Annotated in this window: 22 protein-coding genes; 4 read left to right on the top strand and 18 right to left on the bottom strand. The window is 62.6% G+C overall.

Annotated elements, in window-relative coordinates; all coding sequences use genetic code 11:
• Positions 1-726, top strand: coding sequence for a glutathione S-transferase family protein (locus NKJ28_RS18655; RefSeq protein ID WP_352570418.1), 726 nt, complete (start codon positions 1-3; stop codon positions 724-726).
• Here the strand turns inward: NKJ28_RS18655 and NKJ28_RS18650 are convergent.
• Positions 674-1,912, bottom strand: a complete 1,239-nt coding sequence (locus NKJ28_RS18650) for an FAD-dependent oxidoreductase (protein WP_352636665.1) — start codon at positions 1,910-1,912, stop codon at positions 674-676. The two genes, NKJ28_RS18655 and NKJ28_RS18650, sit on opposite strands and share 53 nt — an antisense overlap.
• Positions 1,913-1,986: 74 nt before the next feature.
• The gene (locus NKJ28_RS18645) at positions 1,987-2,397 is read right to left on the bottom strand and encodes a winged helix-turn-helix transcriptional regulator (RefSeq protein ID WP_352450047.1); all 411 of its coding nucleotides are present in this window, start codon (positions 2,395-2,397) and stop codon (positions 1,987-1,989) included.
• 136 nt (positions 2,398-2,533) lie between these two features.
• On the opposite strand from NKJ28_RS18645, the gene NKJ28_RS18640 reads away from it, so the two are divergent.
• A complete protein-coding gene (locus NKJ28_RS18640) occupies positions 2,534-3,424 on the top strand; it encodes an SDR family oxidoreductase (protein ID WP_084641112.1) in 891 nt (296 codons plus the stop codon).
• 41 nt (positions 3,425-3,465) lie between these two features.
• On the opposite strand, the gene NKJ28_RS18635 is transcribed toward NKJ28_RS18640, so the two are convergent.
• The 3 genes from NKJ28_RS18635 to NKJ28_RS18625 all read right to left on the bottom strand — a co-directional run bounded on the left by NKJ28_RS18635 (position 3,466) and on the right by NKJ28_RS18625 (position 8,301).
• On the bottom strand, positions 3,466-5,385 hold the full coding sequence (locus NKJ28_RS18635) for a potassium transporter Kup (RefSeq protein WP_352450049.1): 1,920 nt from the start codon (positions 5,383-5,385) through the stop codon (positions 3,466-3,468).
• A gap of 158 nt (positions 5,386-5,543) precedes the next feature.
• Positions 5,544-7,463 (bottom strand): potassium transporter Kup, encoded by a 1,920-nt coding sequence (locus NKJ28_RS18630; protein WP_352456499.1) that lies wholly within the window; start codon positions 7,461-7,463, stop codon positions 5,544-5,546.
• Positions 7,464-7,560: 97 nt separating this feature from the next.
• The gene (locus NKJ28_RS18625; RefSeq protein WP_352570420.1) at positions 7,561-8,301 is read right to left on the bottom strand and encodes a pyridoxine 5'-phosphate synthase; all 741 of its coding nucleotides are present in this window, start codon (positions 8,299-8,301) and stop codon (positions 7,561-7,563) included.
• A 115-nt stretch (positions 8,302-8,416) separates the two neighbouring features.
• Here NKJ28_RS18625 and NKJ28_RS18620 point away from each other — a divergent pair, with 115 nt between their 5' ends.
• Complete coding sequence (locus NKJ28_RS18620) at positions 8,417-8,821, top strand: SpoIIAA family protein (RefSeq protein ID WP_352456501.1); 405 nt, start codon at positions 8,417-8,419, stop codon at positions 8,819-8,821.
• Between the two features lie 10 nt (positions 8,822-8,831).
• On the opposite strand, the gene NKJ28_RS18615 is transcribed toward NKJ28_RS18620, so the two are convergent.
• From NKJ28_RS18615 to NKJ28_RS18555, 13 genes are all read right to left on the bottom strand, one after another.
• A complete protein-coding gene (locus NKJ28_RS18615) occupies positions 8,832-9,959 on the bottom strand; it encodes an ATP-dependent DNA helicase (protein ID WP_352636691.1) in 1,128 nt (375 codons plus the stop codon).
• 147 nt (positions 9,960-10,106) lie between these two features.
• Positions 10,107-10,439, bottom strand: a complete 333-nt coding sequence (locus tag NKJ28_RS18610) for a nitrile hydratase accessory protein (protein ID WP_156937343.1) — start codon at positions 10,437-10,439, stop codon at positions 10,107-10,109.
• A 19-nt stretch (positions 10,440-10,458) separates the two neighbouring features.
• Positions 10,459-11,118, bottom strand: a complete 660-nt coding sequence (gene nthB, locus NKJ28_RS18605; protein ID WP_352636664.1) for a nitrile hydratase subunit beta — start codon at positions 11,116-11,118, stop codon at positions 10,459-10,461.
• Complete coding sequence (nthA, locus tag NKJ28_RS18600; RefSeq protein ID WP_352636663.1) at positions 11,115-11,720, bottom strand: nitrile hydratase subunit alpha; 606 nt, start codon at positions 11,718-11,720, stop codon at positions 11,115-11,117. Before nthA ends, nthB begins: the two co-directional genes overlap by 4 nt.
• Positions 11,721-11,776: 56 nt before the next feature.
• Positions 11,777-14,935, bottom strand: coding sequence for an efflux RND transporter permease subunit (locus NKJ28_RS18595; protein WP_352636662.1), 3,159 nt, complete (start codon positions 14,933-14,935; stop codon positions 11,777-11,779).
• Entirely contained in the window at positions 14,932-16,179 is a 1,248-nt protein-coding gene (locus NKJ28_RS18590; RefSeq protein WP_352636661.1) for an efflux RND transporter periplasmic adaptor subunit, read from the bottom strand. The genes NKJ28_RS18595 and NKJ28_RS18590 overlap by 4 nt, the downstream gene beginning before the upstream one ends.
• A 168-nt stretch (positions 16,180-16,347) precedes the next feature.
• Complete coding sequence (locus tag NKJ28_RS18585; protein ID WP_352636660.1) at positions 16,348-16,944, bottom strand: LysE family translocator; 597 nt, start codon at positions 16,942-16,944, stop codon at positions 16,348-16,350.
• Between the two features lie 60 nt (positions 16,945-17,004).
• A complete protein-coding gene (gene ilvN / locus NKJ28_RS18580; protein WP_023676680.1) occupies positions 17,005-17,577 on the bottom strand; it encodes an acetolactate synthase small subunit in 573 nt (190 codons plus the stop codon).
• 66 nt (positions 17,578-17,643) lie between these two features.
• Complete coding sequence (locus NKJ28_RS18575; protein ID WP_352636659.1) at positions 17,644-19,395, bottom strand: acetolactate synthase 3 large subunit; 1,752 nt, start codon at positions 19,393-19,395, stop codon at positions 17,644-17,646.
• A 352-nt stretch (positions 19,396-19,747) separates the two neighbouring features.
• Positions 19,748-20,908 carry a PcfJ domain-containing protein gene (locus NKJ28_RS18570; RefSeq protein WP_352636658.1) on the bottom strand — a complete coding sequence of 387 codons (1,161 nt, stop codon included), beginning with the start codon at positions 20,906-20,908 and terminating at the stop codon, positions 19,748-19,750.
• 219 nt (positions 20,909-21,127) lie between these two features.
• Complete coding sequence (locus tag NKJ28_RS18565; protein ID WP_352636656.1) at positions 21,128-21,655, bottom strand: GNAT family N-acetyltransferase; 528 nt, start codon at positions 21,653-21,655, stop codon at positions 21,128-21,130.
• Positions 21,656-21,676: 21 nt separating this feature from the next.
• A complete protein-coding gene (locus tag NKJ28_RS18560) occupies positions 21,677-21,988 on the bottom strand; it encodes a hypothetical protein (protein ID WP_352456510.1) in 312 nt (103 codons plus the stop codon).
• Position 21,989: 1 nt separating this feature from the next.
• Positions 21,990-22,556, bottom strand: a complete 567-nt coding sequence (locus NKJ28_RS18555; RefSeq protein ID WP_352570435.1) for a helix-turn-helix domain-containing protein — start codon at positions 22,554-22,556, stop codon at positions 21,990-21,992.
• 150 nt (positions 22,557-22,706) lie between these two features.
• On the opposite strand from NKJ28_RS18555, the gene NKJ28_RS18550 reads away from it, so the two are divergent.
• Positions 22,707-24,533, top strand: coding sequence for an ATP-binding protein (locus tag NKJ28_RS18550; protein WP_352636655.1), 1,827 nt, complete (start codon positions 22,707-22,709; stop codon positions 24,531-24,533).
• Positions 24,534-24,552 lie beyond the last annotated feature (19 nt).

Raw genomic sequence — 24,552 nt, 5'->3', positions numbered from 1 at the left:
ATGACCGACAAGCTCACTCTCGTCAGCCATCATCTTTGCCCCTATGTGCAGCGCGCGGCGATTTCACTTCGCGAAAAGGGCGTGCCGTTCGAACGCATCACGGTCGATCTCGCCAACAAGCCTGCCTGGTTCAAGGCGATATCACCGCTCGGCAAGGTGCCGCTGCTCCGCGTTGAGCATGACGGCCAGGAAACGGTGATCTTCGAATCGCTCGTCATCCTCGAATTCCTCGAGGAAACCCAGCCCAATCCGCTGCATCCCACCGACCCCTATGCCCGTGCCCGGCATCGCGCCTGGATCGAGTTCGGCTCAGCAATCCTCAATGCCATCGGCCGCTTCTATTCAGCACTCACCGAAGCCGCCTTCATCGCCGAACGCGGGGCTCTGGCAGCAATGTTCGATCGCCTGGAAGTGGAACTGGCGAACGGCGCGGCTGGACCATGCTTCGACCGCGAGCGTTTTTCACTGGTCGACGCGGTCTACGGGCCGATTTTCCGTTATTTCGAGGTCTTTGACCGGATCGGCGATTTCGGCATCCTGGACGGAAAACCGCATATCCAGGCCTGGCGCAAGGCATTGCACGAACGCCCATCCGTAAAGGACGCGGTCGCTCCCGATCATGCGCAACGCCTCCATGCATTCTTGCAGGCTAAGGGTTCGCACCTTTCGGAAATCATCCGCCAAAACGATCCGGCCACAGCGCTTCCGCAAGCCCGATCGGCTTGAATGGATTGAGCACCGTTCCTGTAACCATGGAAGCAAGAAACTGCGGCGCCGGCGGGACTTTTGCCAGCGTCGCCACCAGCCTGTCGCGGACGAACGGCATCACAATTGAATCCGATTGATAAAACGGCGTCAGCACCAGCGACAGCGCCTGGAAGACCCGCACATGCCATCGCCGCGCCCCGACATAGGCCCCCAGCGCGGTATCGATACGGTCCGTTCCTATGAGCGCGTAGTTGAGCGCAGCTGCATCGAGCAGCGCCATGTTCGCGCCCTGCCCGAGTTGCGGGCTTGTCGAATGGGCCGCGTCGCCGATAACGGCCAATCGCCGTCCGGCTGGCGTCTTCATCGTGTGATGGCCATAGCGCGCCAGCGAAAGCTGGTCGAAACTGTCGATCTGGTCGGTGAATGCCGCGCATGCAGGCCACAGCCCGGCCAATCTCGCCTTCCATGCATCGAGACCTGCCGCCCATACGCACTCGGCATCCGCCGGCTTCAGGCTCCAGAAGAATGCCGCCATCTTCCCGGCACCGGGCTCAGGCCGGCCGATCGGCAGCACGCCGATCATCACGCTCGCTTTGTCGTAGCGCTGCAGCAGGGCGTGCTCGTCGAAACCCTCGCCGCGCCAGCCGAGCGATGCCCAGAACGCGCCATAGGCGAGCGATCGCGGTTCGCCCGGATTGGTTACGCACCGCCGCAGTTTGGAGCGCGAACCGCTGGCATCCACTACCAGGTCGAACGACCCTATCCGTCGTCCGTTGCCGCAGATCAATGTTGCCCGTTCGCCGGTTTCCAGCGTCTCGAGCTCGATACCTGTCTCGATGGTGATCGCCTGGCGCCGGGCGGCGCGGAAAAGCACGCCGAACAGAGCCGCGCGGTGCACCGCCAGCCCGAAGCGACCGCCGCGCTGGGCATCATAACGGACATCCAGCACGGTGCGGCCAGTTCTGGCGTCTGCACCATGCAGGCGGTCTATGCGGCTGCCCAGCGCCAGAATGTCGTCGAGCAGGCCGAGATCGGCAAGCACCGTCAGCCCGGTCGGCTGCAGGATCAGCCCGGACCCGACCGGCTTTGGCTGGTCGAAGCGCTCGAAGATGGTGACCCTATGTTCGGCGCGCGTGAGATAGAGCGCGGCGGCACGTCCAGCCGGCCCGGCGCCGGCAATCGCGATGTCCAGAGAATTGCCCATCTGCCCGACCCAACCCAGGCCGGACAATCCTTCAGCGCTGTCGCTAAATCAAGCCGCTGTCTCGGCCTTGAGGCTCAGCCCTCGGCAGCATCGAAAATCTTCCGCGCCTCGCGTACAGCGCCGTGATTGAGCTCGGCCCATTGGATCAGCTGATGCAAGGGTCCAAACATCGAGCGCCCGAGATCGGTGAGGCTGTATTCGACGCTCGGCGGTTTGGTCGGAAACACCTGGCGATGCACATAGCCGTCGCGCTGCAGATCGTGCAGCGTCTGGGTGAGCATGCGCTGTGAAATATCGGGCACCAGCCGCCGCAATTCGCCGAAGCGGTACGGCTTCTCGGCCAAGGCCTCCATCAGCAGTGAACTCCATTTATTGCTTATGCCCTGGATCACGTCGCGAACCGGGCAATCCGCAAGGTTTCCGCCACCGCTGCCTGCTTTGTATATCTCGAGCTTCGATCTCAGATTGACGATCTTGCCGTCCATGGCTGGTTCCCTGGATGTGCCTACCTCCCGCAAAACTGCCTTCTTTACGAGGATGGGTCAATTCCTATTTTAGTGCTGGTCTCTTTTTGAGACTAACATATGCACCCGCCGCTCCGGCGCAACGTCAGGACATCTCATGACCGACACCCTTCTCGTCACCGGCGCCTCCGGCCAGCTTGGCCGCGGCGTCATCAATCATCTGCTTGACACGCTCAAGGTCTCCCCTCAGCGCATCATCGCCGCCACCCGCAATCCGGAAAATCTGGCCGATCTGGCAGCCCGAGGCGTCACCATCCGGGCAGTCGACTTCGACGACACCGCGTCGTTGGCCAGTGCATTCACCGGCGCCGACAGGGTTCTGATCATTTCGACAAACGAGCTCGCCGTTCCGGGCAAGCGCCTGAAGCAACATGAGGCCGCGGTCGCCGCCGCAAAAAGCGCCGGCGTTTCGCATCTGCTCTACACGTCGATGCCCAATCCGGAGCCAGGATCGCCGGTACTGTTTGCGCCCGATCACCACGGCACCGAGCAGGCGATCAAGGCGAGCGGTATCCCCTACACCATCTTCCGCAACGGCTGGTATCAGGAGAACCTGTTCATGGCGCTGCCGCACGCCATCGCCTCGGGGCACTGGTACACATCCGCTGGAGACGGCCACATTGCCCATGGCGCGCGCGACGATATGGCAGCCGCGATCGCCGCCGGCCTTGCTTCGAGCGCAACCGAAAGCACGACATACACGCTGACCGGCCCCAAGGCCCACACGATGGCCGAGATTGCAGCCCTCGTCACCGAGGTCACCGGCAAGCCGATCGAAGTTATCCAGCTTTCGGATGAAGCGCTGACCGAGGGATTGAAGGCAGCCGGCGTTCCCGAAGCTTTTGCGCCTGTCATCGTTTCCTTCGACACCAACACCCGCTCCGGCCGGATCGGCATGGTGACCGACGCGGTCGAGACGCTGTCCGGCAGGAAGCCGCAGCCGCTGAAGCAATTTCTTGAAGCAAACAAGGCGGCTCTGGTGAGCTGAGCCTCACAATGGCCGTGCCCTCAAAGGGCACGGCCATCTGTTCAGATAGCCACCTGCGTCCCGATCTCGACCACCCGTCCGGTCGGGATCTGGAAATATTCCGTCGCATCGGCCGCCGTGCGCGCCAGCCCGATGAACAGCTTGTCCTGCCAGACCGGCATGCCGGAATTGGGCGAGGCCTTGAGAGAGCGCCGCGACAGGAAGAAGGACGTCGTCATGATGTCGAACTTCCAGCCCTGTTTGCGGCAGATCGCCAGCGCACGCGGGATGTTGGGCTGCTCCATGTAGCCGAAGGTCAGCGTCACCCGCATGAACAGCTCGTTGACCATTTCCATCTTGACGCGCTCGCTGTCGGGCACAACCGGCTGCGGTGCCGTCACCACCGAAAGGATGACGTTCTGCTCGTGCAGCACCTTGTAGTGCTTCAGGCTGTGCATCAGCGCGGTCGGCGCGCTCAGCGGATCGCTGGTCAGGAACACCGCGGTGCCCGACACCAGATGCGGTTTCTTCTTCAGCAGATTGCCGGCAAGGAAATCGAGCGGGATCTCGTTCCGGCGCGTCTTGTCGAACAAATAGCGGCTGCCGCGGATCCAGGTCCACATAGTCATCACGATAACTGCGGCGATGGCAAGCGATGCCCAGCCACCTTCAAACACCTTGACTATGTTGGCGGCAAAGAAGCCGGTATCGACGAAGGCGAACACGGCCATCAAGGCGATCGCGACGCCGAGCGGCCATTTCCAGATGCGCGTCATCACAACAAAAAGCAGCACATTCGTCACCAGCATGTTGCCGGTCACCGAAATACCGTAGGCCGAGGCCAGGCGGCTGGATTCGCCGAAGCCGACCACCAGCAACATCACCACCAGCGCCAGCATCAGGTTGATGCGCGGCAGATAGATCTGGCCCGACTGTTTTTCCGACGTATGCTGGATAACGAAACGCGGCAGCATATTGAGCTGCACCGCCTGTCTGGTCAGCGAAAAAGCGCCGGAGATCACCGCCTGGCTGGCGATGACGGTCGCCGCCGTCGCCAGCACGACCATCGGAATAAGCGTCCAGCCCTGGTTCATCTCGAAGAATGGATGACCGACAACGCCGCCATTTGCCAGCACGAAGGCGCCTTGCCCGACATAGTTGAGCAACAGACAAGGGAACACGATTGCCAGCCAGGCGAGTACGATCGGCTTGCGGCCGAAATGGCCGAGGTCGGCATAGAGCGCCTCGGCGCCGGTGACGGCGAGGAAGACCGCACCAACCGTGACGAAGGCGACATCGGGCGAGTTGACCAGGAACGACACGATGTAATGCGGGCTGATCGCCAGCAGGATTTCCGGATCGGCGATGATGTGGTTAATGCCGGAAAGGCCGATGGCCAGGAACCACAGCGCCGTGACGGGCCCGAACACCAAACCTACGCCGCCGGTGCCGAATCGCTGTACCGCAAACAGGATCGCCAGGATGGCCAGTGTCAGCGGCACCACATAGGGCTGGAATGTCGGCGTGACGACATTCATACCTTCGACCGCCGATAGCACCGAGATCGCCGGCGTAATGACTGCGTCGCCGAAAAAAAGCGCCGCGCCGACGATGCCGATGCCGAGGATCACCGCCGAGCGCGTCGGGAAACTGTTGCGCGCCAGCGCCATCAGCGACAGCACCCCGCCCTCGCCTCGATTGTCGGCGCGGAGCACGAACATGATGTATTTGATGGTGACGGTGATCGTCAGCGACCAGATGATCAGCGACAACACGCCGAGGATGTCGCCACGGTTGGCGACGTTGCCACCGGCCGATGCATGCAACGCCTCGCGAAATGCATAGATCGGGCTGGTACCGATATCGCCGTAAACCACGCCGAGCGCGCCCAGCATCAGCACCTTGGTGCTGTGCTGCTCAACCTCAGAATGGCTGGATTGTTCGACAGGTTCTGCCTCGTTACCAGCATTGGTAAGGGCCATGGACGACACTCCGGTAAGCGGGCGGTGCTCTACGCTTGCTGCGCTGCAATATCAAGTGCCGTCACGTAATGGCTCCGTCCCGATATTGCGAGTCCTCCACGACTTGGCAGACTCAGTCCGATCGACAGACCACCTGGAATGTCGCAACGGACACGTTTTTAAATAGCCACCTGCGTCCCGATCTCGACTACCCGTCCGGTCGGGATCTGGAAATACTCCGTCGCATCGGCCGCCGTGCGCGCCAGCCCGATGAACAGCTTGTCCTGCCAGACCGGCATGCCGGAATTGGGCGAGGCCTTGAGAGAGCGCCGCGACAGGAAGAACGATGTCGTCATGATGTCGAACTTCCAGCCTTGCTTGCGGCAGATCGCCAGCGCGCGCGGAATGTTGGGCTGCTCCATATAGCCGAAGGTCAGCGTCACCCGCATGAACAGCTCGTTGATTTGCTCCATCTTGACGCGCTCGCTGTCGGGCACGACAGGCTGCGGTGCCGTCACCACCGAAAGGATGACGTTCTGCTCGTGCAGCACCTTGTAATGCTTCAGGCTGTGCATCAGCGCGGTCGGCGCACTCAGCGGGTCGCTGGTCAGGAACACCGCGGTGCCCGACACCAGATGCGGCTTCTTCTTCAGCAGATTGCCGGCGAGGAAATCGAGCGGGACCTCGTTCCTTCGAGTTTTTTCGAACAGGTATCTGGTGCCTCTTATCCAGGTCCACATGGTCATGACAATCACTGCGGCCACCGCCAGCGAGGACCAGCCGCCTTCGAACACCTTGACAATGTTGGCGGCAAAGAAGCCGGTATCGACGGAGGCGAACAACGCCGTCAAGGCCACTGCAACGCCGAGCGGCCATTTCCAGATGCGGGTCATGACGACAAAAAGCAGTATGTTGGTCACCAGCATGTTGCCGGTCACTGAAATGCCGTAGGCCGAGGCAAGCCTGCTGGATTCGCCGAAGCCGACCACCAGCAGCATCACCACCAGCGCCAGCAGCATGTTGACGCGTGGCAGGTAGATCTGGCCGGACTGTTTCTCCGACGTATGCTGGATCTCGAAACGCGGCAGCATGTTGAGCTGCACCGCTTGCCTGGTCAGCGAGAAAGCGCCGGAGATCACCGCCTGGCTGGCGATCACGGTCGCGGCGGTCGCCAGCACGACCATGGGAATGAGCGTCCAGCCTTCGTTCATCTCGAAAAAGGGATGACCGACAACGCCGCCATTGGCCAGCACGAAGGCCCCCTGCCCGACATAGTTGAGCAGCAAGCAAGGGAATACGATCGCCAGCCAGGCGAGTACAATGGGCTTGCGCCCGAAATGGCCGAGATCGGCATAGAGCGCCTCGGCGCCGGTAACGGCGAGAAAGACCGCGCCAACCGTGACGAAGGCGACGTCAGGCGAGTTGACCAAGAACGAAACGATGTAATGTGGGCTGATTGCCAGCAGGATTTCCGGGTCGTCGATGATATGGTTGAGGCCGGACAGTCCGATGGCCAGGAACCACACCGCGGTGACGGGCCCGAACACCAGTCCGACGCCGCCCGTGCCGAACCGTTGCACCGCGAACAGCATCGCCAGGATGACCAGCGTCAGCGGCACCACATAGGGCTGGAACGCCGGCGTGACGACGTTCATGCCTTCGACCGCCGATAGCACCGAAATTGCCGGCGTGATGACTGCGTCACCGAAAAAAAGCGCCGAGCCGACGATGCCTATGCCGAGGATCACCGCCGACCGCTTCGGGAAGCTGCCGCGTGCCAATGCCATCAACGACAGCGTGCCACCCTCGCCCCGGTTGTCGGCGCGCAGCACGAACATGATGTATTTGACGGTGACAGTGATGGTCAGCGCCCAGATGATCAGCGACAGCACCCCGAGGATGTCGCCGCGGTTGGCGACATTGCCGCCAGCCGAAGCATGCAACGCCTCACGGAACGCATAGATCGGGCTGGTGCCGATGTCGCCATAGACCACGCCGAGCGCGCCGAGCATCAGGATCTTGGTGCTGTGCTGCTCGGCCTTGGAGTGGCTGGATTGTTCGATGGGTTCCGCCTCGCTACCAGCGTTGGCAAGGGCCATGGACGACACTCCCATAGACGTGCGGCGCTCTATGCTGCGGGGATGGAAAGGACGCGCTGCCGTGCCGGGAACGCACGGCCTATCGGCTCGCCTTTCTCTACCAGCCACAAGCCTTCAGAAACCGCCTGACCGTTGCGGCCATGCCATACTCCAACGCATCGGCTGTCAACCCATGTCCGATCGACACTTCGGCCAATGCCGGGATGCGCCTGGCCAGCGCCGGCAAATTGCTCACCACAAGGTCGTGCCCGGCATTGACCTGGAGCCCTGCGGCCAATGCGGCATCCGCCGTCTTTCCCAATTTCTCCAATTCCTTCGCCGCTTTTGCCGAATCGGAATGATAGCTGCCGTATGGACCCGTATAGAGTTCGATCCGATCGGCGCCGGTGTCGCGAGCGGCTTTCATGCCAGCGGGATCCGGATCGGAAAACAGCGATACGCGAAAGCCTCCCTTCTTCAGGCGCTTGACAACCGGTGTCAGGAACGCAGCCTCGGCGGCGAAGTTCCAGCCATGGTCGGAAGTCGCCTGCGCCGGGTCGTCGGGCACCAACGTCACCTGCTCCGGCTGGTGCTTTTCCACAAGCGCCAGGAAATCCTCGGTCGGATAGCCCTCGATGTTGAATTCCGCATTCGGGAACTCGTCGTCGATCAGCGCCCTGATCTGCGGCAGATCGGAATGCCTGGTGTGCCGCTCGTCGGGTCGCGGGTGCACCGTCAGCCCATGCGCGCCGGCGGCAAGCGCAATGCGTCCAAGCCCGGTCACGCTTGGCCACGGAAGGTCGCGTCGGTTGCGCAGCATGGCGATGGCATTGAGGTTGACGGAAAGCTTTGCAGGCATTTGCACGGCTCCAGGCTGATCTTGGCGCGCATCTATACCGCCTTTAACGGGAACAGACAGAGGGTTTCAGGTGTTCCAAGGTGTGCGAAGAAAATCGAGCGCAAGGAGTTCCCTGTTGAATTTTCTCGAGGCCGTGCCGGCGGTTCGCCGCATCGACACCGATCGCGAAGATCTTTTCGCCATCGATGTCGTCGGCCATGTCGCAGCGGCTGACGCCGAAAACCTGTTCGGATTGCTGGAGGCGGCCTATGCGCTGCATCCGAAGATCGACGTGCTGGTGCGCCTGATCGACCATGAGGGTGTCGACTGGGCCGACGTATCGGACGAGACGATCGAACAGGGCATAGCTCATGCCGTGGAGCATATCGGCCGCTGCGCGGCGATCGGTGAGCCGAACTGGATACCGGAGGCAAGAGCCTTTTTGCCTGCCTCCTTGCCTATCGAACTCCGGCATTTCGAGGCCGAGGACGAGGCCGCCGCCTGGGAATGGCTTGGCGCCAACCCGATCGCCCAGCGCTGATACGACCGCCCTATCGGACGATCGTCAGCCGTTCGGCCGCGCGCGTGATAGCGGTGTAGAGCCAACGCTGCCGGGTTTCCTTGAACGCCCAGCTTTCGTCGAAAAGCACGATCTCGTTCCACTGCGAGCCCTGCGCCTTGTGCACGGTCAGCGCATAGCCATAGTCGAAATCGTCGAAACGTTTCTTCTGCTGCCAGGGGATGTCGCCGTCCGGATCTTCGAATGCCGCCTTGAGCAGCTTGATCTTGGCGACGCCGCGATCCGGGTCGTCTTCCTCCGGCGAAACCAGCAGATTGATGCCAGGCTTGACGGTCTCGCGCGACGAGGTCATCACCTTCCACAGCGACCCGTTGAGCAGTCCCTTGGCCGGATCGTTGCGCAGGCACACCAGCTTGTCGCCGGCTTGCGGATAATCGGCGTTGAACCCCTTCAGCTCGCGCAGCCGCTGGTTATAACGGCGGCGCGTACGGTTGGTGCCGACCAGCACCTGGTCCGCCTTCAGCACCAGTTCCTGGGTGACGTCTTCCTTGCCGATCACTTGCGCCGCGCCATAGTCGCCGCGCATGAACTCGCGGCCCTCGCGCACGTCAAGCGCAAGCCGGATGATCGGGTTGTCGCGCGCCTGGCGGTGGATTTCGGTGAGCAGAATGTCCGGCTCGTGGTCGGTGAAGAAGCCGCCGCCGGAGATCGGCGGCAACTGGCCGGGATCGCCGAGCACCAGGATTGGCGTGCCGAAGCTCATCAGGTCACGGCCGAGTTGCTCGTCGACCATCGAGCATTCGTCGATGACGACGAGCTTGGCCCGCGAGATCGGGCTCTGCCGATTAAGCGAAAAGGTCGGCGACATCGAGGTCTTGCCGGTCACCTCGTCCGCTACTGATTCCTCGCCTTTCGGCCGGTAGATCAGCGAATGGATGGTGCGGGCATTGACCGCGCCCTTGGAACGCAGCACCTGCGCCGCCTTACCCGTAAACGCGGCGAACTGCACCTGGCCGTCGACATGCTCGGCGAAATAGCGCGCCAGCGTCGTCTTGCCGGTGCCGGCATAGCCGAACAGCCGGAACAGCTGCGGCTTGCCGGCTTTCAGCCAGCCGGCCACCGCCTTCAGCGCTTCGTCCTGTTGAGGAGAGAATTCCATCAGCGCGACAGACCGGATTCGCGAGGGAAAGACAAGGTGACTGCCGTCACCATCAATTTTCATCGCCGGCAATCACGCCGCTGCGACAGGGTCAGGCTATCAGTGACGAACAGGAACGTAAAGAGAACAAGGCCAGGCGACCGCAGCTTACCCGGCCCGCTGTGGATCGTTCTCCAGCTGGATCGGCTTGCCATGCGGCGTTGCGTGCGCGGCGCGTTCCCAGGCAGCGGCGAGCGCATCGACGTCGCGCTTTCCGGCAACGCCCTTGGCCAAAAGCAGCTTTTCCAGCGCTGCCAGCCAGTGCTCGTAGTAATCGTGACCGTCGCGCGCGGCGCCCGGCCGCTTCACCTCTGCCGACAAAGCATCCGCCCATTCGCTCCACGAAAACAGCCCGTTGTCGTGCAGTGCTACCGTCATGGCAAAGGCCTCTGCTTGCCACGGCTCGGCAAACACAGGCGCCTCGACACCGGCGGGCAGCATGGCGGCGACTGAGCCCGTCTCACGCCGGCTCAAGGTAGCTCTCCCAGGCATCGATCGACACGACAAGTGTCGGATCGGCGCCCTCGCCCCAGATTTCGCCGCCGGTGAAGGACACCGTATAGACCCATTGCGGGTTTTCGCCCTGGCCGTGCGCATTGGTGTCGGGAAAGACAAAGCCGTCGCGCACAGCCTCGACGACGCCTCGCTTGCCGCGTGCATAGCGCGGCAGTCTGGTGTGGCCGGTCGGATGAAAGTTCTTGGTTCGCACGGGGTCGCCCGCCTTGAACCGCGCAGGCGCGGCGACAGGCCGGTCGGAGCGCCCGCCCTTGGCCAGCACCGCCGGAACGTCCTTAGCCTTCAGCACCCGTTTGGGTGTCGCTGCCGGGTCGACTGCGTCGCCCGTAGCCAGGTCGCGGTCGCTGACGAAACCATGGCGTTTGAGCAGCACCTCCAGCGCCTTGATCCATATCTGGTAGTAGCTTGAGGCATAATAATCCGCTGGATGCAGCGATTCCCGCGCGTGCCGACTCTCGTCGATGGTCCAGGCGCCTATGGCGCCGGCGCACAACGTCACGCCCAGCGCCCGCCTTTCCCAATCGGCATGGAAATAGGGTTCGTCCGGTTCGGGCGCGACCGGCCCGAAACCCATCTGGCCGCCGAGATCCTGCGGCCCGTTCATGCCGGTTCCCGCACCAACGCCGTGCCGATCATGGCATCGCGCGTCACCAGATCGGCGAGCCGTGCCTCATCCCAGCCCTCCGTACCCCGGGGGCGCATCGGGACCACCAGATAGCGCAGCTCGGCGGTCGAATCCCACACCCGGATTGTCGTCCTCGCCGGCAAGGTCAGGCCGAATTCCTCGAGCACGCCGCGCGGATCGATCACTGCGCGCGAACGGTAGGGCGGCGCCTTGTACCAGACCGGCGGCAGGCCGAGAACCGACCACGGATAGCAGGAGCATAGCGTGCAGACGACGAGGTTGTGCGTTTCGGCCGTGTTGAACACCGCCTGCATGTGCTCACCTTGCCGGCCGGTGTAGCCGAGCGATTCGATGGCCGCCGTCGCATCACGCTTCAGCCATGCGGCAAACCCGGGATCAACCCAGGCCTTCGCCACCACCTTTGCGCCGTTACGCGGCCCGATCTTGGTCTCGTAGGTGTCCACTATGGCATCAATCGCCGCCGGATCGATCAGGCCTTTGCGGGTGAGAATCGTCTCCAGTGCGCGCACGCGCGCCGCAAAAGGATCAAGCTCGTTGTCATGGTGGTGATTATGCGGCATGGCGTCAAATTACGATCGCGGACCCCCGGCCGCAAGCACCACGGCTTGGGCCAGCGCTATTCGGCTGCCGCCTTCTGCGGCACCGGTTCTTCCTCCTCGTCGAACAGTGACGGCTGGTCGACCGCTTCGACCGGGCTCGGCTCGCCCCGGCGCCGTGCCCACAGCCTGACCAGCCAGCCGGAAAAATGCTCCATGTAGACGTAAATGACGGGCGTGACGAACAGCGTCAGTGCCTGCGAGGCGACAAGACCGCCGACCACCGCCACGCCGAGAGGCTGGCGCAATTCCGCGCTGGCGCCGGTGCCGAGCGCGATCGGGATGGTGCCCATCAGCGCGGCAAGCGTGGTCATCATGATCGGCCGGAAGCGCATCAGGCAGGCCTTGTGGATGGATTCGACAGGCGACATCCCCTCGCGCCTGAGTTCCAGCGCCACGTCGATCATCATGATGCCGTTCTTCTTGACGATGCCGATCAGCATCAGGATGCCGATCACCGCGATCACCGAAAGATCCATCCCCGCCAGCCGCAGTGCCACCAGCGCGCCGAGCACCGCCGATGGAAGCCCGGTCAGGATGGTGAGCGGGTGGATGAAGCTCTCATAGAGCATGCCGAGAACGATATAGATGGTCAGAATCGCGCCGCCGATCAGCAGCCCCTGGTTGGAAAGCGAATCCTGGAACGTCTTGGCCGTGCCCGAGAAGGCGGTCGAGATCGTCGGCGGCATGCCGATCTTGTCCTTCAGCGCGTTGATGTGGCTCACGCTGTCGCCGAGGGCCACGCCTTGCGGCAGATTGTAGGAGATGGTCACTGCCGGAAGCTGGCCGAGCTGGTTGACGGTCAAAGCACCGGCGGTCCGATCGACGCGGGCGAACGCACCGAGCGGCACCAGGCTGCCGCTCGCCGTTCTCACCTTGATGGCCAGCATCCGCTCGGGCGACCACTCGATCTTCGGATCGAGCTCCATGATCACGTCGTAGCTGTCGGCCGAACCGAAGATGGTCGACACCTGCTGGGTGCCGAAACCGCCATAGAGGCTGGAGCGCAGCGTGTCGGTATCGACGCCGAGGTTCGCCGCCTTGTCGCGGTCGATCACCAGCGTCGCCTGTAGCGCGTTGTTCTGCAGGTCATTGGTGACGTCGGTGAAGGCGGCATGATCGGCAGCCATCGCGTCCGTCAGCCTCTGCGCCCAGACGTTCGTCAGGCCGGTATCGAGGCCCTGAACGGCAAGCTGGTAGGCACTCGCCGAAGAACGCGCGCCGAGCCGCAGGTTCTGCACCGGCTGCATGTAGGTTTCGATGCCGGGCACATTGGCCAGCTGGCGCCGCAGGTCCGTAAGCACCTTGTCGATGTTCGGTCGGTGGTCCTTGTCTTTCAGCTGCACAAACAGTTGGCCCTGGTTGAGCGCATTGTTTCCACTGCCCGCCGACCAGCCGACATGCGCGACGTAGGGCGAATGGGTGAAGACATCCGCCACTTGCCCCTGCAGCTTCACCATCGCGTCAAACGAAATGTCCTGGCGCGCGATGGTCGTCACCGAGACCTGGCCGATATCCTCCTGCGGGAAGAAGCCCTTCGGCGAAATCTGGATCAGCCACACCGACAGCCCGGCGGTCACGAGGAAGACAAGGAAGACAAGGAAATTGTGGCGCAGACAGAATGTCAGCAGCCTGTCATAGCCCCGCATGAAGACGTTTTGTCTAGGGTCCCCGCCATGCGCTGCTTTCTGCTCGGCTTTCGATAATGACAACAGCCGCGAGCACAGCATCGGCGTCAGCGTCAGCGAGACGAACATCGACGCCAGGATGGCGACCGTCACCACCACTGCGAATTCGTTGAAGATGCGCCCGATCACGCCGCCCATCAAAAGCACCGGAATGAACACGGCGACCAGCGAGATCGAGATCGAGATGATGGTGAAGCCGATTTCGCGGGCGCCCTTGAGCGACGCCTCCATTGCCGAGAGCCCGTCCTCCTCCATATGGCGGAAAATATTTTCCAGCATGACGATGGCATCGTCGACGACAAGGCCGACCGCCAGCGTCAGCCCCATCAATGAGACGTTGTCGATGGAAAAGCCGAACAGGTACATCACGCCCAGCGTGGCGATGAGCGAAATCGGTACCGCCACCGCCGGGATGATCGTCGCCGTCACCCGGCGCAGGAACAGGAAGATCACCATCACCACCAGCGCGATGGTGAGCAGGAGCGTGAACTGCACGTCATCGACCGCCTCGCGGATCGATGTCGAGCGGTCGTTTAGCAACTGGATGCTCGCCGCTGCCGGCATCTGATCGTCGAAGGAAGGTAGCATCGCCTTGACGCGGTCGACGACGTCGACGGTATTGGCATCCGGCTGGCGCTGCACGGCCATGATGATGGCGCGGGTGCCGTCATACCAGCTTGCCGTCGTCGTGGTCTCGACCGAATCGATGACGCGGGTCACCTCGCCGAGCCGCACCGGATGGCCGTTCTTGGTGGCGATGATGATGTTGGAGAATCCCGCCGCATCGGTCAGCTGCGTGTTCGCGGTGATTGTCAGCTGCTGTTTGTTGTTCTTGAGCACGCCGAGCGGCGTGTTGCTGTTGGCCGAGGCGATGGCCGTCTGCAGCTGATCGATCGAGATGCCGCGAGCGGCGAGCGCCGTCGGATCGATCTGGACGCGGACAGCGTATTTTTGCTGGCCGTAAATCGAAACCTGCGCAACGCCGTCGATCGTCGACAGCGACGGCGAAATCACATTCTCGGCAAACGCGTCGAGATCAGTCAGCGGAATTGTGTCGCTGACCAGCGACATCAGCAGGATCGGCGCGTCGGCTGGATTGACCTTGCGGTAGCTCGGCGGGCTGGTCATCTCCGGCGGCAATTGTCGTTGCGTACGTGCGATCGCTGCCTGCACGTCGGCGGCGGCTGCATCGATGTCGCGGTTGAGTACGAACTGAATGGCGATCGAGGTCGAGCCGAGCGAGTTGGTCGTCGAGATCGAATCGATGCCGGCGATGGTGGCAAACTGCTTGATCAGAGGCGTTGCCACCGACGTCGCCATGGTTTCCGGCGAAGCCCCGGGCAGCGAGGCCGAGACGTTGACAACCGGAAATTCGGCGCTTGGCAGCGCCGCGACCGGCAGGAATTTGTAAGCAAATAGTCCGCCCAGAACCAGGGCGAACGACATGAGCAGCGTGGCGACGGGCCTGCGGATGCAGAATTCGGAAATCATGGCTGTGTTCCGCCCGTCCGGTCAGCCTCGGCAACCTTCGGAGCCGCCTGATCGCCGGTGCCGGTCGAAGCCTTGCCTTCGCGCACCGCCGCGCCGTTCTTCAGTTTGGTCTGACCCTCGACGACGACACGCTCGCCGCTTTTCAATCCTTGGCTGATTGCGGTGTTGGTGCCTTCTGTCAGCGCGACCTGCACGGGCCGCATTTCAACGGTGTTGTCCGGCTTGATTACATAGACGAACGGGCCCTTCTGGCTGGGCTGGACGGCGACCGTCGGAACGGACGTCATTTGTGGCATGATGCCGGCATCGAGCACGACGTTGACGTATTGGCCCGGCCATAGCGAAAGATCGGCGTTGGGCACACTGGCCCGCGTTGCGATCGTGCCGGACGCCGTGTCTACGCTGGAATCGACGAAATCCAGCGTTCCCTTGCCGATCGGCTTCGGGTCGCCGTCCTTGGTCAGCGTCACCGCACCTTGCTGCGGCGCTGCCAGCGCCTTGTGCAGCAAGGCAAGATCGCTTTCGGGGAGATTGAAGTTCACCTGCAGCGGGTCGACCTGCGTGATCGTCACCAGTGGAGTCGACGTGCTGCTGCCGTTGCTGGTGGTGACGAGATCGCCGACGGCGACGCTGACTGCGCCAAGCCTGCCGGAGATCGGCGCCCTGATCGTGGCGAAGCCAAGCTGGATTTGGTCCGCATCGATCGTTGCCTTGTCGGCGTCGACGGTGGCCGCGGCGGATTTCTGCGCCGCGACGGCCTGATCGTAGGTCTGCTGTGTTCCGGCCTGCCTGGCGACGAGATTTTTGGCGCGCTGAAGATCGGCCGTGGCGCTGGCAAGCAGCGCCTGGTCTTTCGCGAGCGTCGCCTGATCGCGTGCCAGTTGTGCCTTCAACGAGCGATCGTCCAGCGAGAACAGAAGGTCGCCGGCCTTCACCATCTGTCCGTCCTTGACCGCGATTGCGACGATCTGACTCGATATCCGCGCGTTGATGCTGACCACGGCAGGAGAGGACACAAAGCCGATGGCATAGCGCCGGACCGGGAAATCGGCGGTCGTAGCGGTGGCGGCAACCACCGAAGTCGTACGCGCGGCATTTGCCGCTGCAGCGGGCTTGTCCGCCGTCGCCGTCTGATTCGCCGACAGCATCTGCTGAAGACCGCTCATTGCGCTGGGCGAAAGATAGAGCCACGCCGCGGCAACGCAGGCTGCAGCGATCACCGCTAATACGATCTTTCCGCGCATCGACAAAAGGCCTCTCGATCCGACACGCCGCTATCCGGTGGCCGTAGTCTAGCTCAACTCGCAGCCTCTTGCCGCGCTTTTGCCAGATAATAGAGGATGCCGAAGGCGAAAAAGGGCCAAAACCCGTCATTACGAAGATTTAATGTGCAGTGCACAATAGAACGGCAGCTAACGCAGCATCGGCCACAGCGTCGCCGCAAGCATCACGCCCATGGCGATGTTGAACCATTTGAGCCGCACCGCATCCGCCAGAAAACCGCGCAGCGCCATGCCGAAACCGGCCCAGGTCGAAATGCTCGGCAGCATGACGACGGCGAACGCGGCCGCGATCAGCACCACGGACACAAGCGGGCGTTCCGGGTTCGTATAGACGGCCATGGCTGTAATCGCCATCACCCAGGCTTTGGGATTGACCCACTGGAAAGCCGCAGCCTCGATGAAGCGCATCGGCTGGCCCTTCGCCTCGCCTTCGCCGCCGAGCGAGCGCGACATGGCGATCTTCCAGGCGAGATAAAGCAGGTAAAGGCCGCCGGCGATCTTCAACCCGGTATGCAGCACCGGAAAGGCCGTCAACACGGCGCCAAGCCCGAAGCCTACGGCAAGCAACAGCACGAGGAAGCCGAAGCCGATGCCGAGCATGTGTGGCACGGTCTTGACCAAGCCGAAATTCACGCCCGAGGCCAGAAGCATGAAATTGTTCGGACCCGGCGTGATCGAGGTCACGAAGGCATAGACCAGCAGGGCGAATAATGCGTCGAATGTCATGCCGTTCCCCTAATCAATGCGATCGGTGGCAAAGCGACGAGATAGAGCCAAGCTGGATGACTACATCCCTTGCGGGCCGCGGTTCATCGCCGCCACTCCGGTACGGCAGATTTCAACTAGCCCGAGCGGTTTCATGATGGCGATGAACTGATCGAGCTTGGAGCCCTTGCCGGTGATCTCGAAGATGAAATGCTCGGTGTTGGCATCGATGACGCTGGCGCGGAATGCATCGGCGAGCCGGAGCGCCTCGACGCGGGCTTCGCCGGTGCCGGCGACCTTGACCAGCGCGAGTTCCCGCTCCAATGGCCGCTCCTGTCCGAATTCTTGCGACCGCACGGTGAGATCGACGACGCGGTGCACCGGCACGATGCGCTCGAGCTGGTGCTTGATCTGCTCCAGCACGTGCGGCGTGCCGCGCGTCACGATTGTGATGCGCGACAGGTGCTTTTCGTGCTCGGTTTCCGAGACCGTCAGGCTCTCGATGTTGTAGCCACGTCCGGAAAACAGGCCGATGACCCGCGCAAGCACGCCCGGCTCGTTGTCGACCAGGACCGAAAGCGTGTGGTTCTCTGGTTTTTCCGTCTCCTTGGCGATGAAATAGGCGGAGCCAGTCGGTTGCAACTGTGCGTTCATGACATGAATCTCGATTTCAAACTTTTGCGCTAATCTGCTGTTTTTGCACAGCTTCCTTGAACCAGGCTACACCAGTTCCCTGCCCTTGGCGTCGATAGCGTTGGCCACAGCTTCGTCCGTCGCCTCGTCCGGCAACAGCATCTCGTTATGCGCCTTGCCCGACGGGATCATCGGGAAGCAGTTGGCGAGCGTCGCCACGCGGCAGTCGAACAGGACGGGCTTCTTGACCGCTATCATTTCCTTGATGGCGTCGTCGAGCTCGTCCGGCTTGTCGCAGCGAATGCCGTGGCCGCCATAGGCTTCGGCGAGCTTGACGAAATCCGGCATCGCCTCGGTGTAGGAGTGCGACAGCCGGTTGCCGTGCAGCAGCTGCTGCCATTGCCGCACCATGCCCATGTACTGGTTGTTGAGGATGAAGATCTTGATCGGCGCCTCGTGCTGCACCGCTGCGCTCATCTCCTGCATCGTCATCTGCACCGAAGCGTCGCCGGCGATATCGATGACCAGCGCATCCGGGTGCGCGATCTGCACGCCGAGTGCCGCCGGCAGGCCGTAGCCCATCGTGCCCAGTCCGCCGGAGGTCATCCAGCGGTTCGGCTTCTCGAAATGATAGTGCTGTGCCGCCCACATCTGATGCTGGCCGACCTCGGTGGTGATGTAGGTGTCGAGGTCCTTGGTCAGCGCATAGAGCCGCTGGACGGCATATTGCGGCATGATCACCTCGTGGTTCATCTTGTAGGCGAGCGAATCGCGCGCGCGCCATTTGGCAATCTGCTCCCACCACGGGTGAAGCGCTTTCTTGTCGGCCTTGGCGGTTGCCCGCCACAGCCGCACCAGATCCTCCAGCACACGCCCGACATCGCCGATGATCGGCACGTCGGTGTGGACGTTCTTGTTGATCGACGACGGGTCGATGTCGATGTGGATCTTCTTCGAATTCGGAGAAAACGCCGTCAGCCGCCCGGTGATGCGGTCGTCGAAGCGCGCGCCGATGCAGAGCATGACGTCGCAATCATGCATCGCCATGTTCGCTTCATACGTGCCGTGCATGCCGAGCATGCCCATCCAGTTCTTGCCCGACGCCGGATAGGCGCCGAGGCCCATCAGCGTCGAGGTGATGGGAAAGCCGGTGAGGTCGACCAGCTCGCGCAGCAGATGGCTCGCCTCCGGGCCGGAATTGATGACGCCGCCGCCCGAATAGATGATCGGCTTCCTGGCGCCGGCCAACAGCTCGACCGCCGCCTTGATCTTTTCCAGATCGCCCTGGACCTTCGGTTGGTAGCTGGTGCGCGGCGCCGTCTGCGGCGGGACATAGATACCCCTGGCGAACTGCACGTCCTTCGGAATGTCGACGACGACCGGACCGGGGCGCCCTGTGGTTGCCACATGGAAGGCCTCGTGGATCGTTGCCGCGAGCTCGTTGACGTCCTTCACCAGCCAGTTGTGCTTGGTGCAGGGCCGCGTGATGCCGACCGTGTCGCACTCCTGGAACGCATCCGAGCCGATCAGCGAAGTCGGCACCTGGCCGGTCAGGCAGACCAGCGGGATCGAATCCATCAGCGCGTCCTGCAACGGCGTCACCGCATTGGTGGCGCCCGGCCCCGAGGTCACCAGCATGACGCCGGCCTTGCCGGTCGAGCGCGCATAGCCTTCCGCCGCGTGGCCCGCGCCCTGCTCATGGCGGACGAGGATGTGCTCGACCTCGTCCTGCTGGAAGATTTCATCGTAGATTGGCAGAACCGCGCCGCCCGGATAGCCGAAAACATGCTTGACGCCGTTGTCCTTCAGCGCCTGCACCACCATTTCGGCGCCCGTCATTTCGCTCCTTGGCATTTCAGTTCTTGGCATTTCGCGCCGCTCATTCTGTCCACTGCTCATCGGTCTGGTCCCGTACTGTTCGCCATCTGGCGATTGCTCGTCGTTTAGTCGTATTTCGGGCAATAAAAAAGGCCCCCGAGGGAGCCTGTGTCTTGCGCATGGGAGGTCACCGCCCGGCGGTTACACCGCCTTGCCCACGCGCTTTCCTACGAGAATGAGTGCCTTTTTCATGGTGGCGGACAATAGAATTGGTTTGACGCCGCTGTCAACGCCGAATGTGCTCTTGGCCTGACGTCGGCACATCCGCCCATTATGCACCCGCGCCGCCTTTCTGCCGCGCGGGTCTTCCGTTTCAGGCGCAGAGCACCACACCCCTCGCCTTGGCCCAGCGCTCGATGATCTTGCGCTCCTCGAGCGAGGCGAGACGGTTGCCGAAACCGCGCACCTGCACCGCACGGTTTTGCGGGTCGAGTTCGATCGTCAGCAACCGCTCGATCTTGCCGAGCGCCGAGCGCCGCAGCACCCAGATCGAGGCATTGCCGGCGATGCATTTGGCCGCGTATATCGAGACGCAATGATGCATCGCCCGGCTCTCGGCGACCAGATCCTCGGCTGTCTTCAACTGACGGACGAAGAAACGCTCGCCATGCGCCTTTGCCTCCTTGGTCGACGGCTGCCAGTCCCAGTCGTCCAGGCACGAGCCGTCCCAGGCGCGACCCTGCGACTGCGTCCCGGCAGTACGCGTGGCCCGCCCGGCAGCGCGGCGGCGCATTGCCTCGATGCGTTCGATCGCGGCAATGTCTCGATGCCATTCCAGCATCTGCCGACGCAGCGAGGCGAGCGTGCGACCCTTCAGGCTGTACGCCGCATCGCGCTGGTGCACGGCACCAATATAGTCGCATAGATCGTCGATCTCCTCCTTCGACGCGGGTTGCCCGCAGAAGAACCGTGTCACCTCGCGCCAGAAGGCCAGATCGTTACGTGGCGTGCGCGCGATTTTCGACTTGGCAAGTCGGGCCGCCAACCCGGAATCATCCGTGTAGGACCGGGCGATCGCCACCCAAAATGCCTCGTCGAACGTGAAATCGCTGGGCAAGTTCAAGAAGCAATGCACCTCCTTGCGAGACAGCCACGCACAGGCGCCCACCTTGTAAAGCGAGTCACCACGCGCCAATGCGATATACCAAGCCTTGCGAAGCGCAATCTCGCCGGCATTCAACCCCGAGCTGTCCAGCCAGATCCCCTCGAGCGCGGCTGTAACCGGGTAGCGCGCATAGAGATGGCGCGCCGCGGCCAGCCGCAGCCGCGCGGGGTCGCGCGTCTTCAGCTTTGGACGCCACAGCGCGCCGTCGCGGATCGCCATGCCGGCAAAGCCCCGACGTGCCTCGTCGAGCGCCCGCTCGAAATCCGGAGCGGGACGCGGGACGGGAAAAACCCGCCGCAGCGTTACGGCATATGCTTCAATGCGTTCGCGCTCGGCATCCTGCCTGCGCTGGATCATGGACTTTGCCATGGCCGTTCTTCCTGATTGGAACCCTGTCGGCCGCACGCAATTCCAGCGTCGGCACGGAATGTGTCGATCTGGATCGCCGGGTCATTGACAGGTCTTCTTTCAGGACGACGGATCAGAATGGGCGGCTTCTCTAAGCTCGCCGCCAATTTGACGCAAGAGCTATTCTTTCCATGCCCGCGATGGTCTGACGGGTGTTGCAAAGGTGCATCGTTGTCGCCATCACCGTGTCCGGCCGACGCGTTTCCAGTAGATGAGGGTGCATGTCAGCCCGCCATGCGGCTTCAGCGCATAATCCGGTATTTCGCCGGCCAGCGTGAAGCCGAGCTTTTCATAGAGGCCGGAAGCCCCCTCCTCTTTTGCCGTGTCGAGGACCAACAGCGTGCGGCCTTTCTCCACGGCAACGGCTTCCGCCGCCTCCATCAGGCGGGTTGCGATGCCCTTGCCGCGATAATCGAGGCGGGTCATCAGCTTGGCGATCTCGGCCCGGTGCGGCTGGTTGGGAGGGCAGTCGAGCAGCAAGGTGACGGTGCCGACCAGAGCCTCGCCGTTCCAGGCCCCAAGCACCGCCCTTTCGCCTCTGGCGGCCGCATGAAGCGACCTGTTCCAGAAGGCCGCGGCCATCTCCGGCGCCAGCGGATGCATGAAGCTGACCGAGCCGCCGGCAGCGACTGTCACGATCAGCAGATCCGCCAGTATTTTTTGCGTTCCGTCAGTCCTGGTGAGTGGCCTGATTTCGATCGAACTCATGTGGTTCCCCTGCGCCGTCCGTCAATCGAAATGACTGATCCGCTTCCGCTTCCTGGCCCGCCGGATTTCCGCGATGCGATCGGCGTCTTCCAATTGCAGATGTCGCCCGCGTTCCAGCAGTTCGAGCGTGTATTCCTCATAGGTCAGGCCCAGCCGCTCGGCCTTGTCCAGCCGCATCAGCATGATCTCGCGGCTCGGCACTTTCCATGCCTGGGCATGGGCGGTCCGCCAGGCAAGAAAGACATAGGGGTCGCCCTTGCCCCAGGGCGGACCGTTATAGTCGTGGAGCGGCGGACCGCCATTGTCGGAGCGTTTCGGACGGCGCGCCTTCACCTCAGCTCCTGGCCAACGCAACCAGATAGTCGGCGGCGTCCGGCCCCGGAGCGTGAAAGACGCAATCGGATGGCGCGCCGAGCGCCAGGCAGTCGCCGGGTTCGAGCCGGTGAACGATGTCCCCCTCGGTGAATTCCAGCCGCCCGGAGATCAGCCATATCTGTTGCCTAATGAAGGCATAGGACGCCGCCGGGAAACTTACCTTGGCGCCGGCCGGCAACTGGATCCGGATCAGTTCGAGGGGCATGTCGGCGACCGGCGAAAGATGCCGCCGCACATAACCCGTAGCCGGATCGCGCCAGAGCGGCTGGTCACGTTCGCGAAGCAGGCCACCGCCCTGCAATTCCGCCCTTGCGATCAATGTGGACAGCGTCATGCCGAAGGCGGCCGCAATGCGCACAAGGAGTGCCGCCGTCGGGCTGGTCATGCCGCGTTCTACCGTGCTCAGCATGGCTTTCGAAACATCGGACCGCTCCGCCAGCTCTGCCAGGGACCAGCCTCGAGCCACTCTTTCGGCATGTATTCTTCTGCCGATGGTCGAGGAGATGTCGTTCGCTATATCATCCATTAATCCAATATATCGAAATTTTTCTACGGAGCAACGGCCGTTTCATCCATTTTTCGCAAACTCCTTAATGTCCGCTAAACCATCCGGCCTCATCCCACCTTAACCCCGTTCGCCTAGACTCATCGCTTGGGAAAAGGGATCGGCGTGTCCATGCTCGTTGAACGCGAAGCCTCCATTGGGGAACCGACTTTGCTGGAGCGCCGCAGGGCGGAGCAGAACGACAAGCGCATTCTGGGCAATGTCGTGCAATGCGACGGCGCGCGCGCCACCATCAGCGCCTATGCCGACGATATCGAAGGCACGGTCACCGGCCTGTGGAGCGTCGGCAAGATGATCTCGATCAATCTCGGTACATCACGAACCGTCGGCCTGGTCTATGAAATCGCCAAGTCGGATCGTGCCTGGAGCAGCGAGGGCCAGAATCCGATCGAGGTCAGCATCGAATTGATCGGCGAGGTGCGCGACGGTGCCGAACCCGGCGCGAAGCCGATCTTCGACCGTGGCATCACAACCTACCCGCATATCGGCGCCATTGCCCATCGTATCCGCAGCCGCGACCTGCAGGCCGTCTACGATCTCGCCGGTCGTCATTCGATCACCATCGGCACGCTGTCGCAGGACGAGGCCATCGACGCCAATATCGCCATCGACGATACGCTGGCGCGCCATTTCGCCATTGTCGGCACCACCGGGGTTGGCAAATCGACCGCCGTGTCGCTGCTCTTGCGCAAGTCGATCGCCGCCCGGCCCGACCTGCGCGTGCTCATCCTCGATCCACACAACGAGTTCGCCGCGTCGTTGCCCGAATATTGCGTCAGGGTCGATTCGACGACGCTCGACCTGCCCTTCTGGATGTTCAAGCTAGAGGAATTTGCCGAGGTGCTGTTTCGCGGCCGCGAGACGGTTCCGGAAGAGGTCGACGCCTTGCGCGATCTCATTCCCGCGGCCAAGAAGCTCTACCGCAATCCGAACTCCGGCAACTATCTACGGCGCAGCACCGATGCGCTGACCGCCGACGCGCCGGTGCCCTATCGCATTGCCGACCTCATCAAGCTGGTCGACGAACGCATGGGATTGCTGGAAAGCAAGAACGATCGCCCGACCCTCAGGTCACTGAAGACACGTATCGAATCGGCGGCATCCGATCCGCGCTACCGTTTCATGTTCAACTCGCGCCTGATCGAGGACACCATCCACGAGACGATCGGCAACATCTTCCGCGTGCCGCATCACGGCCGCCCTGTGACCTGCTTCGAAATGGCCGGCATGCCGTCCGAGGTGGTCAATTCCGTATGCTCGGTGCTGGCGCGGCTGGCCTTCGACCTGGCGTTGTGGAGCGAAGGCCGCCTGCGCCTGCTCTTCCTGTGCGAGGAAGCGCATCGCTATATGCCGGCCGATCCGCGCCTCGGTTTCGCGCCGACGCGGCACGCGCTGTCGCGCATCGCCAAGGAAGGCCGCAAATATGGCTGTTATCTCGGCGTCGTCACCCAGCGCCCGGGCGAACTCGACCCGACCATCCTGTCGCAGTGCTCGACGTTCTTTGCCATGCGGCTCGCCAACGAGCAGGACCAGGCGATCATCCGCTCGGCGATTGCCGACTCCTCGGCTTCGACGCTGGCGTTCCTGTCTTCCATGGGCCAGCGCGAGGCCATTGCCTTCGGGGAAGGCGTGGCGACGACGATGCGGATGAAGTTCGAAAAGCTCTCCGAGGATTTGATCCCCGGCACCGCCAAGCGCGCGGACGCCTTGCAGTCCGAAACCGGCGACGAGGTCGACCTCGTGGCGATCGTCGAACGGCTGCGCAACGTGCCGAAATCACAGCAGGCAATGCCTTTCGCGGAAGTCGTCGATCCGGGCCGGCAGGCCGGCGATTCGGACTATCGCAAGCCGTCGGCCGCACGCACCCAGCGGAACGACGATTTCGACTTGCGCTACGGCCTCAAGCCGGCGACCTTCGGCCTGCGTCCCCCAGAATGATTGAGCCGAGCGACTTTTA

Source organism: Mesorhizobium sp. M0145, assembly GCF_040322355.1.
GTDB lineage: Bacteria > Pseudomonadota > Alphaproteobacteria > Rhizobiales > Rhizobiaceae > Mesorhizobium.
Note: the sequence above shows the minus strand (reverse complement) of the source record. Positions and strands in the feature narration are given on the sequence as shown.

Bases quoted from the DNA above. Each gene is read 5' to 3' on its own strand.
- NKJ28_RS18655 (WP_352570418.1), top strand. From the start codon at position 1: ATGACCGACAAGCTCACTCTCGTCAGCCATCATCTTTGCCCCTATGTG.
- NKJ28_RS18650 (WP_352636665.1), bottom strand. From the start codon at position 1,912: ATGGGCAATTCTCTGGACATCGCGATTGCCGGCGCCGGGCCGGCTGGA.
- NKJ28_RS18645 (WP_352450047.1), bottom strand. From the start codon at position 2,397: ATGGACGGCAAGATCGTCAATCTGAGATCGAAGCTCGAGATATACAAA.
- NKJ28_RS18640 (WP_084641112.1), top strand. From the start codon at position 2,534: ATGACCGACACCCTTCTCGTCACCGGCGCCTCCGGCCAGCTTGGCCGC.
- NKJ28_RS18635 (WP_352450049.1), bottom strand. From the start codon at position 5,385: ATGGCCCTTACCAATGCTGGTAACGAGGCAGAACCTGTCGAACAATCC.
- NKJ28_RS18630 (WP_352456499.1), bottom strand. From the start codon at position 7,463: ATGGCCCTTGCCAACGCTGGTAGCGAGGCGGAACCCATCGAACAATCC.
- NKJ28_RS18625 (WP_352570420.1), bottom strand. From the start codon at position 8,301: ATGCCTGCAAAGCTTTCCGTCAACCTCAATGCCATCGCCATGCTGCGC.
- NKJ28_RS18615 (WP_352636691.1), bottom strand. From the start codon at position 9,959: ATGGAATTCTCTCCTCAACAGGACGAAGCGCTGAAGGCGGTGGCCGGC.
- NKJ28_RS18610 (WP_156937343.1), bottom strand. From the start codon at position 10,439: ATGCTGCCCGCCGGTGTCGAGGCGCCTGTGTTTGCCGAGCCGTGGCAA.
- nthB (WP_352636664.1), bottom strand. From the start codon at position 11,118: ATGAACGGGCCGCAGGATCTCGGCGGCCAGATGGGTTTCGGGCCGGTC.
- nthA (WP_352636663.1), bottom strand. From the start codon at position 11,720: ATGCCGCATAATCACCACCATGACAACGAGCTTGATCCTTTTGCGGCG.
- NKJ28_RS18595 (WP_352636662.1), bottom strand. From the start codon at position 14,935: ATGATTTCCGAATTCTGCATCCGCAGGCCCGTCGCCACGCTGCTCATG.
- NKJ28_RS18590 (WP_352636661.1), bottom strand. From the start codon at position 16,179: ATGCGCGGAAAGATCGTATTAGCGGTGATCGCTGCAGCCTGCGTTGCC.
- NKJ28_RS18585 (WP_352636660.1), bottom strand. From the start codon at position 16,944: ATGACATTCGACGCATTATTCGCCCTGCTGGTCTATGCCTTCGTGACC.
- ilvN (WP_023676680.1), bottom strand. From the start codon at position 17,577: ATGAACGCACAGTTGCAACCGACTGGCTCCGCCTATTTCATCGCCAAG.
- NKJ28_RS18575 (WP_352636659.1), bottom strand. From the start codon at position 19,395: ATGACGGGCGCCGAAATGGTGGTGCAGGCGCTGAAGGACAACGGCGTC.
- NKJ28_RS18570 (WP_352636658.1), bottom strand. From the start codon at position 20,908: ATGGCAAAGTCCATGATCCAGCGCAGGCAGGATGCCGAGCGCGAACGC.
- NKJ28_RS18565 (WP_352636656.1), bottom strand. From the start codon at position 21,655: ATGAGTTCGATCGAAATCAGGCCACTCACCAGGACTGACGGAACGCAA.
- NKJ28_RS18555 (WP_352570435.1), bottom strand. From the start codon at position 22,556: ATGGATGATATAGCGAACGACATCTCCTCGACCATCGGCAGAAGAATA.
- NKJ28_RS18550 (WP_352636655.1), top strand. From the start codon at position 22,707: ATGCTCGTTGAACGCGAAGCCTCCATTGGGGAACCGACTTTGCTGGAG.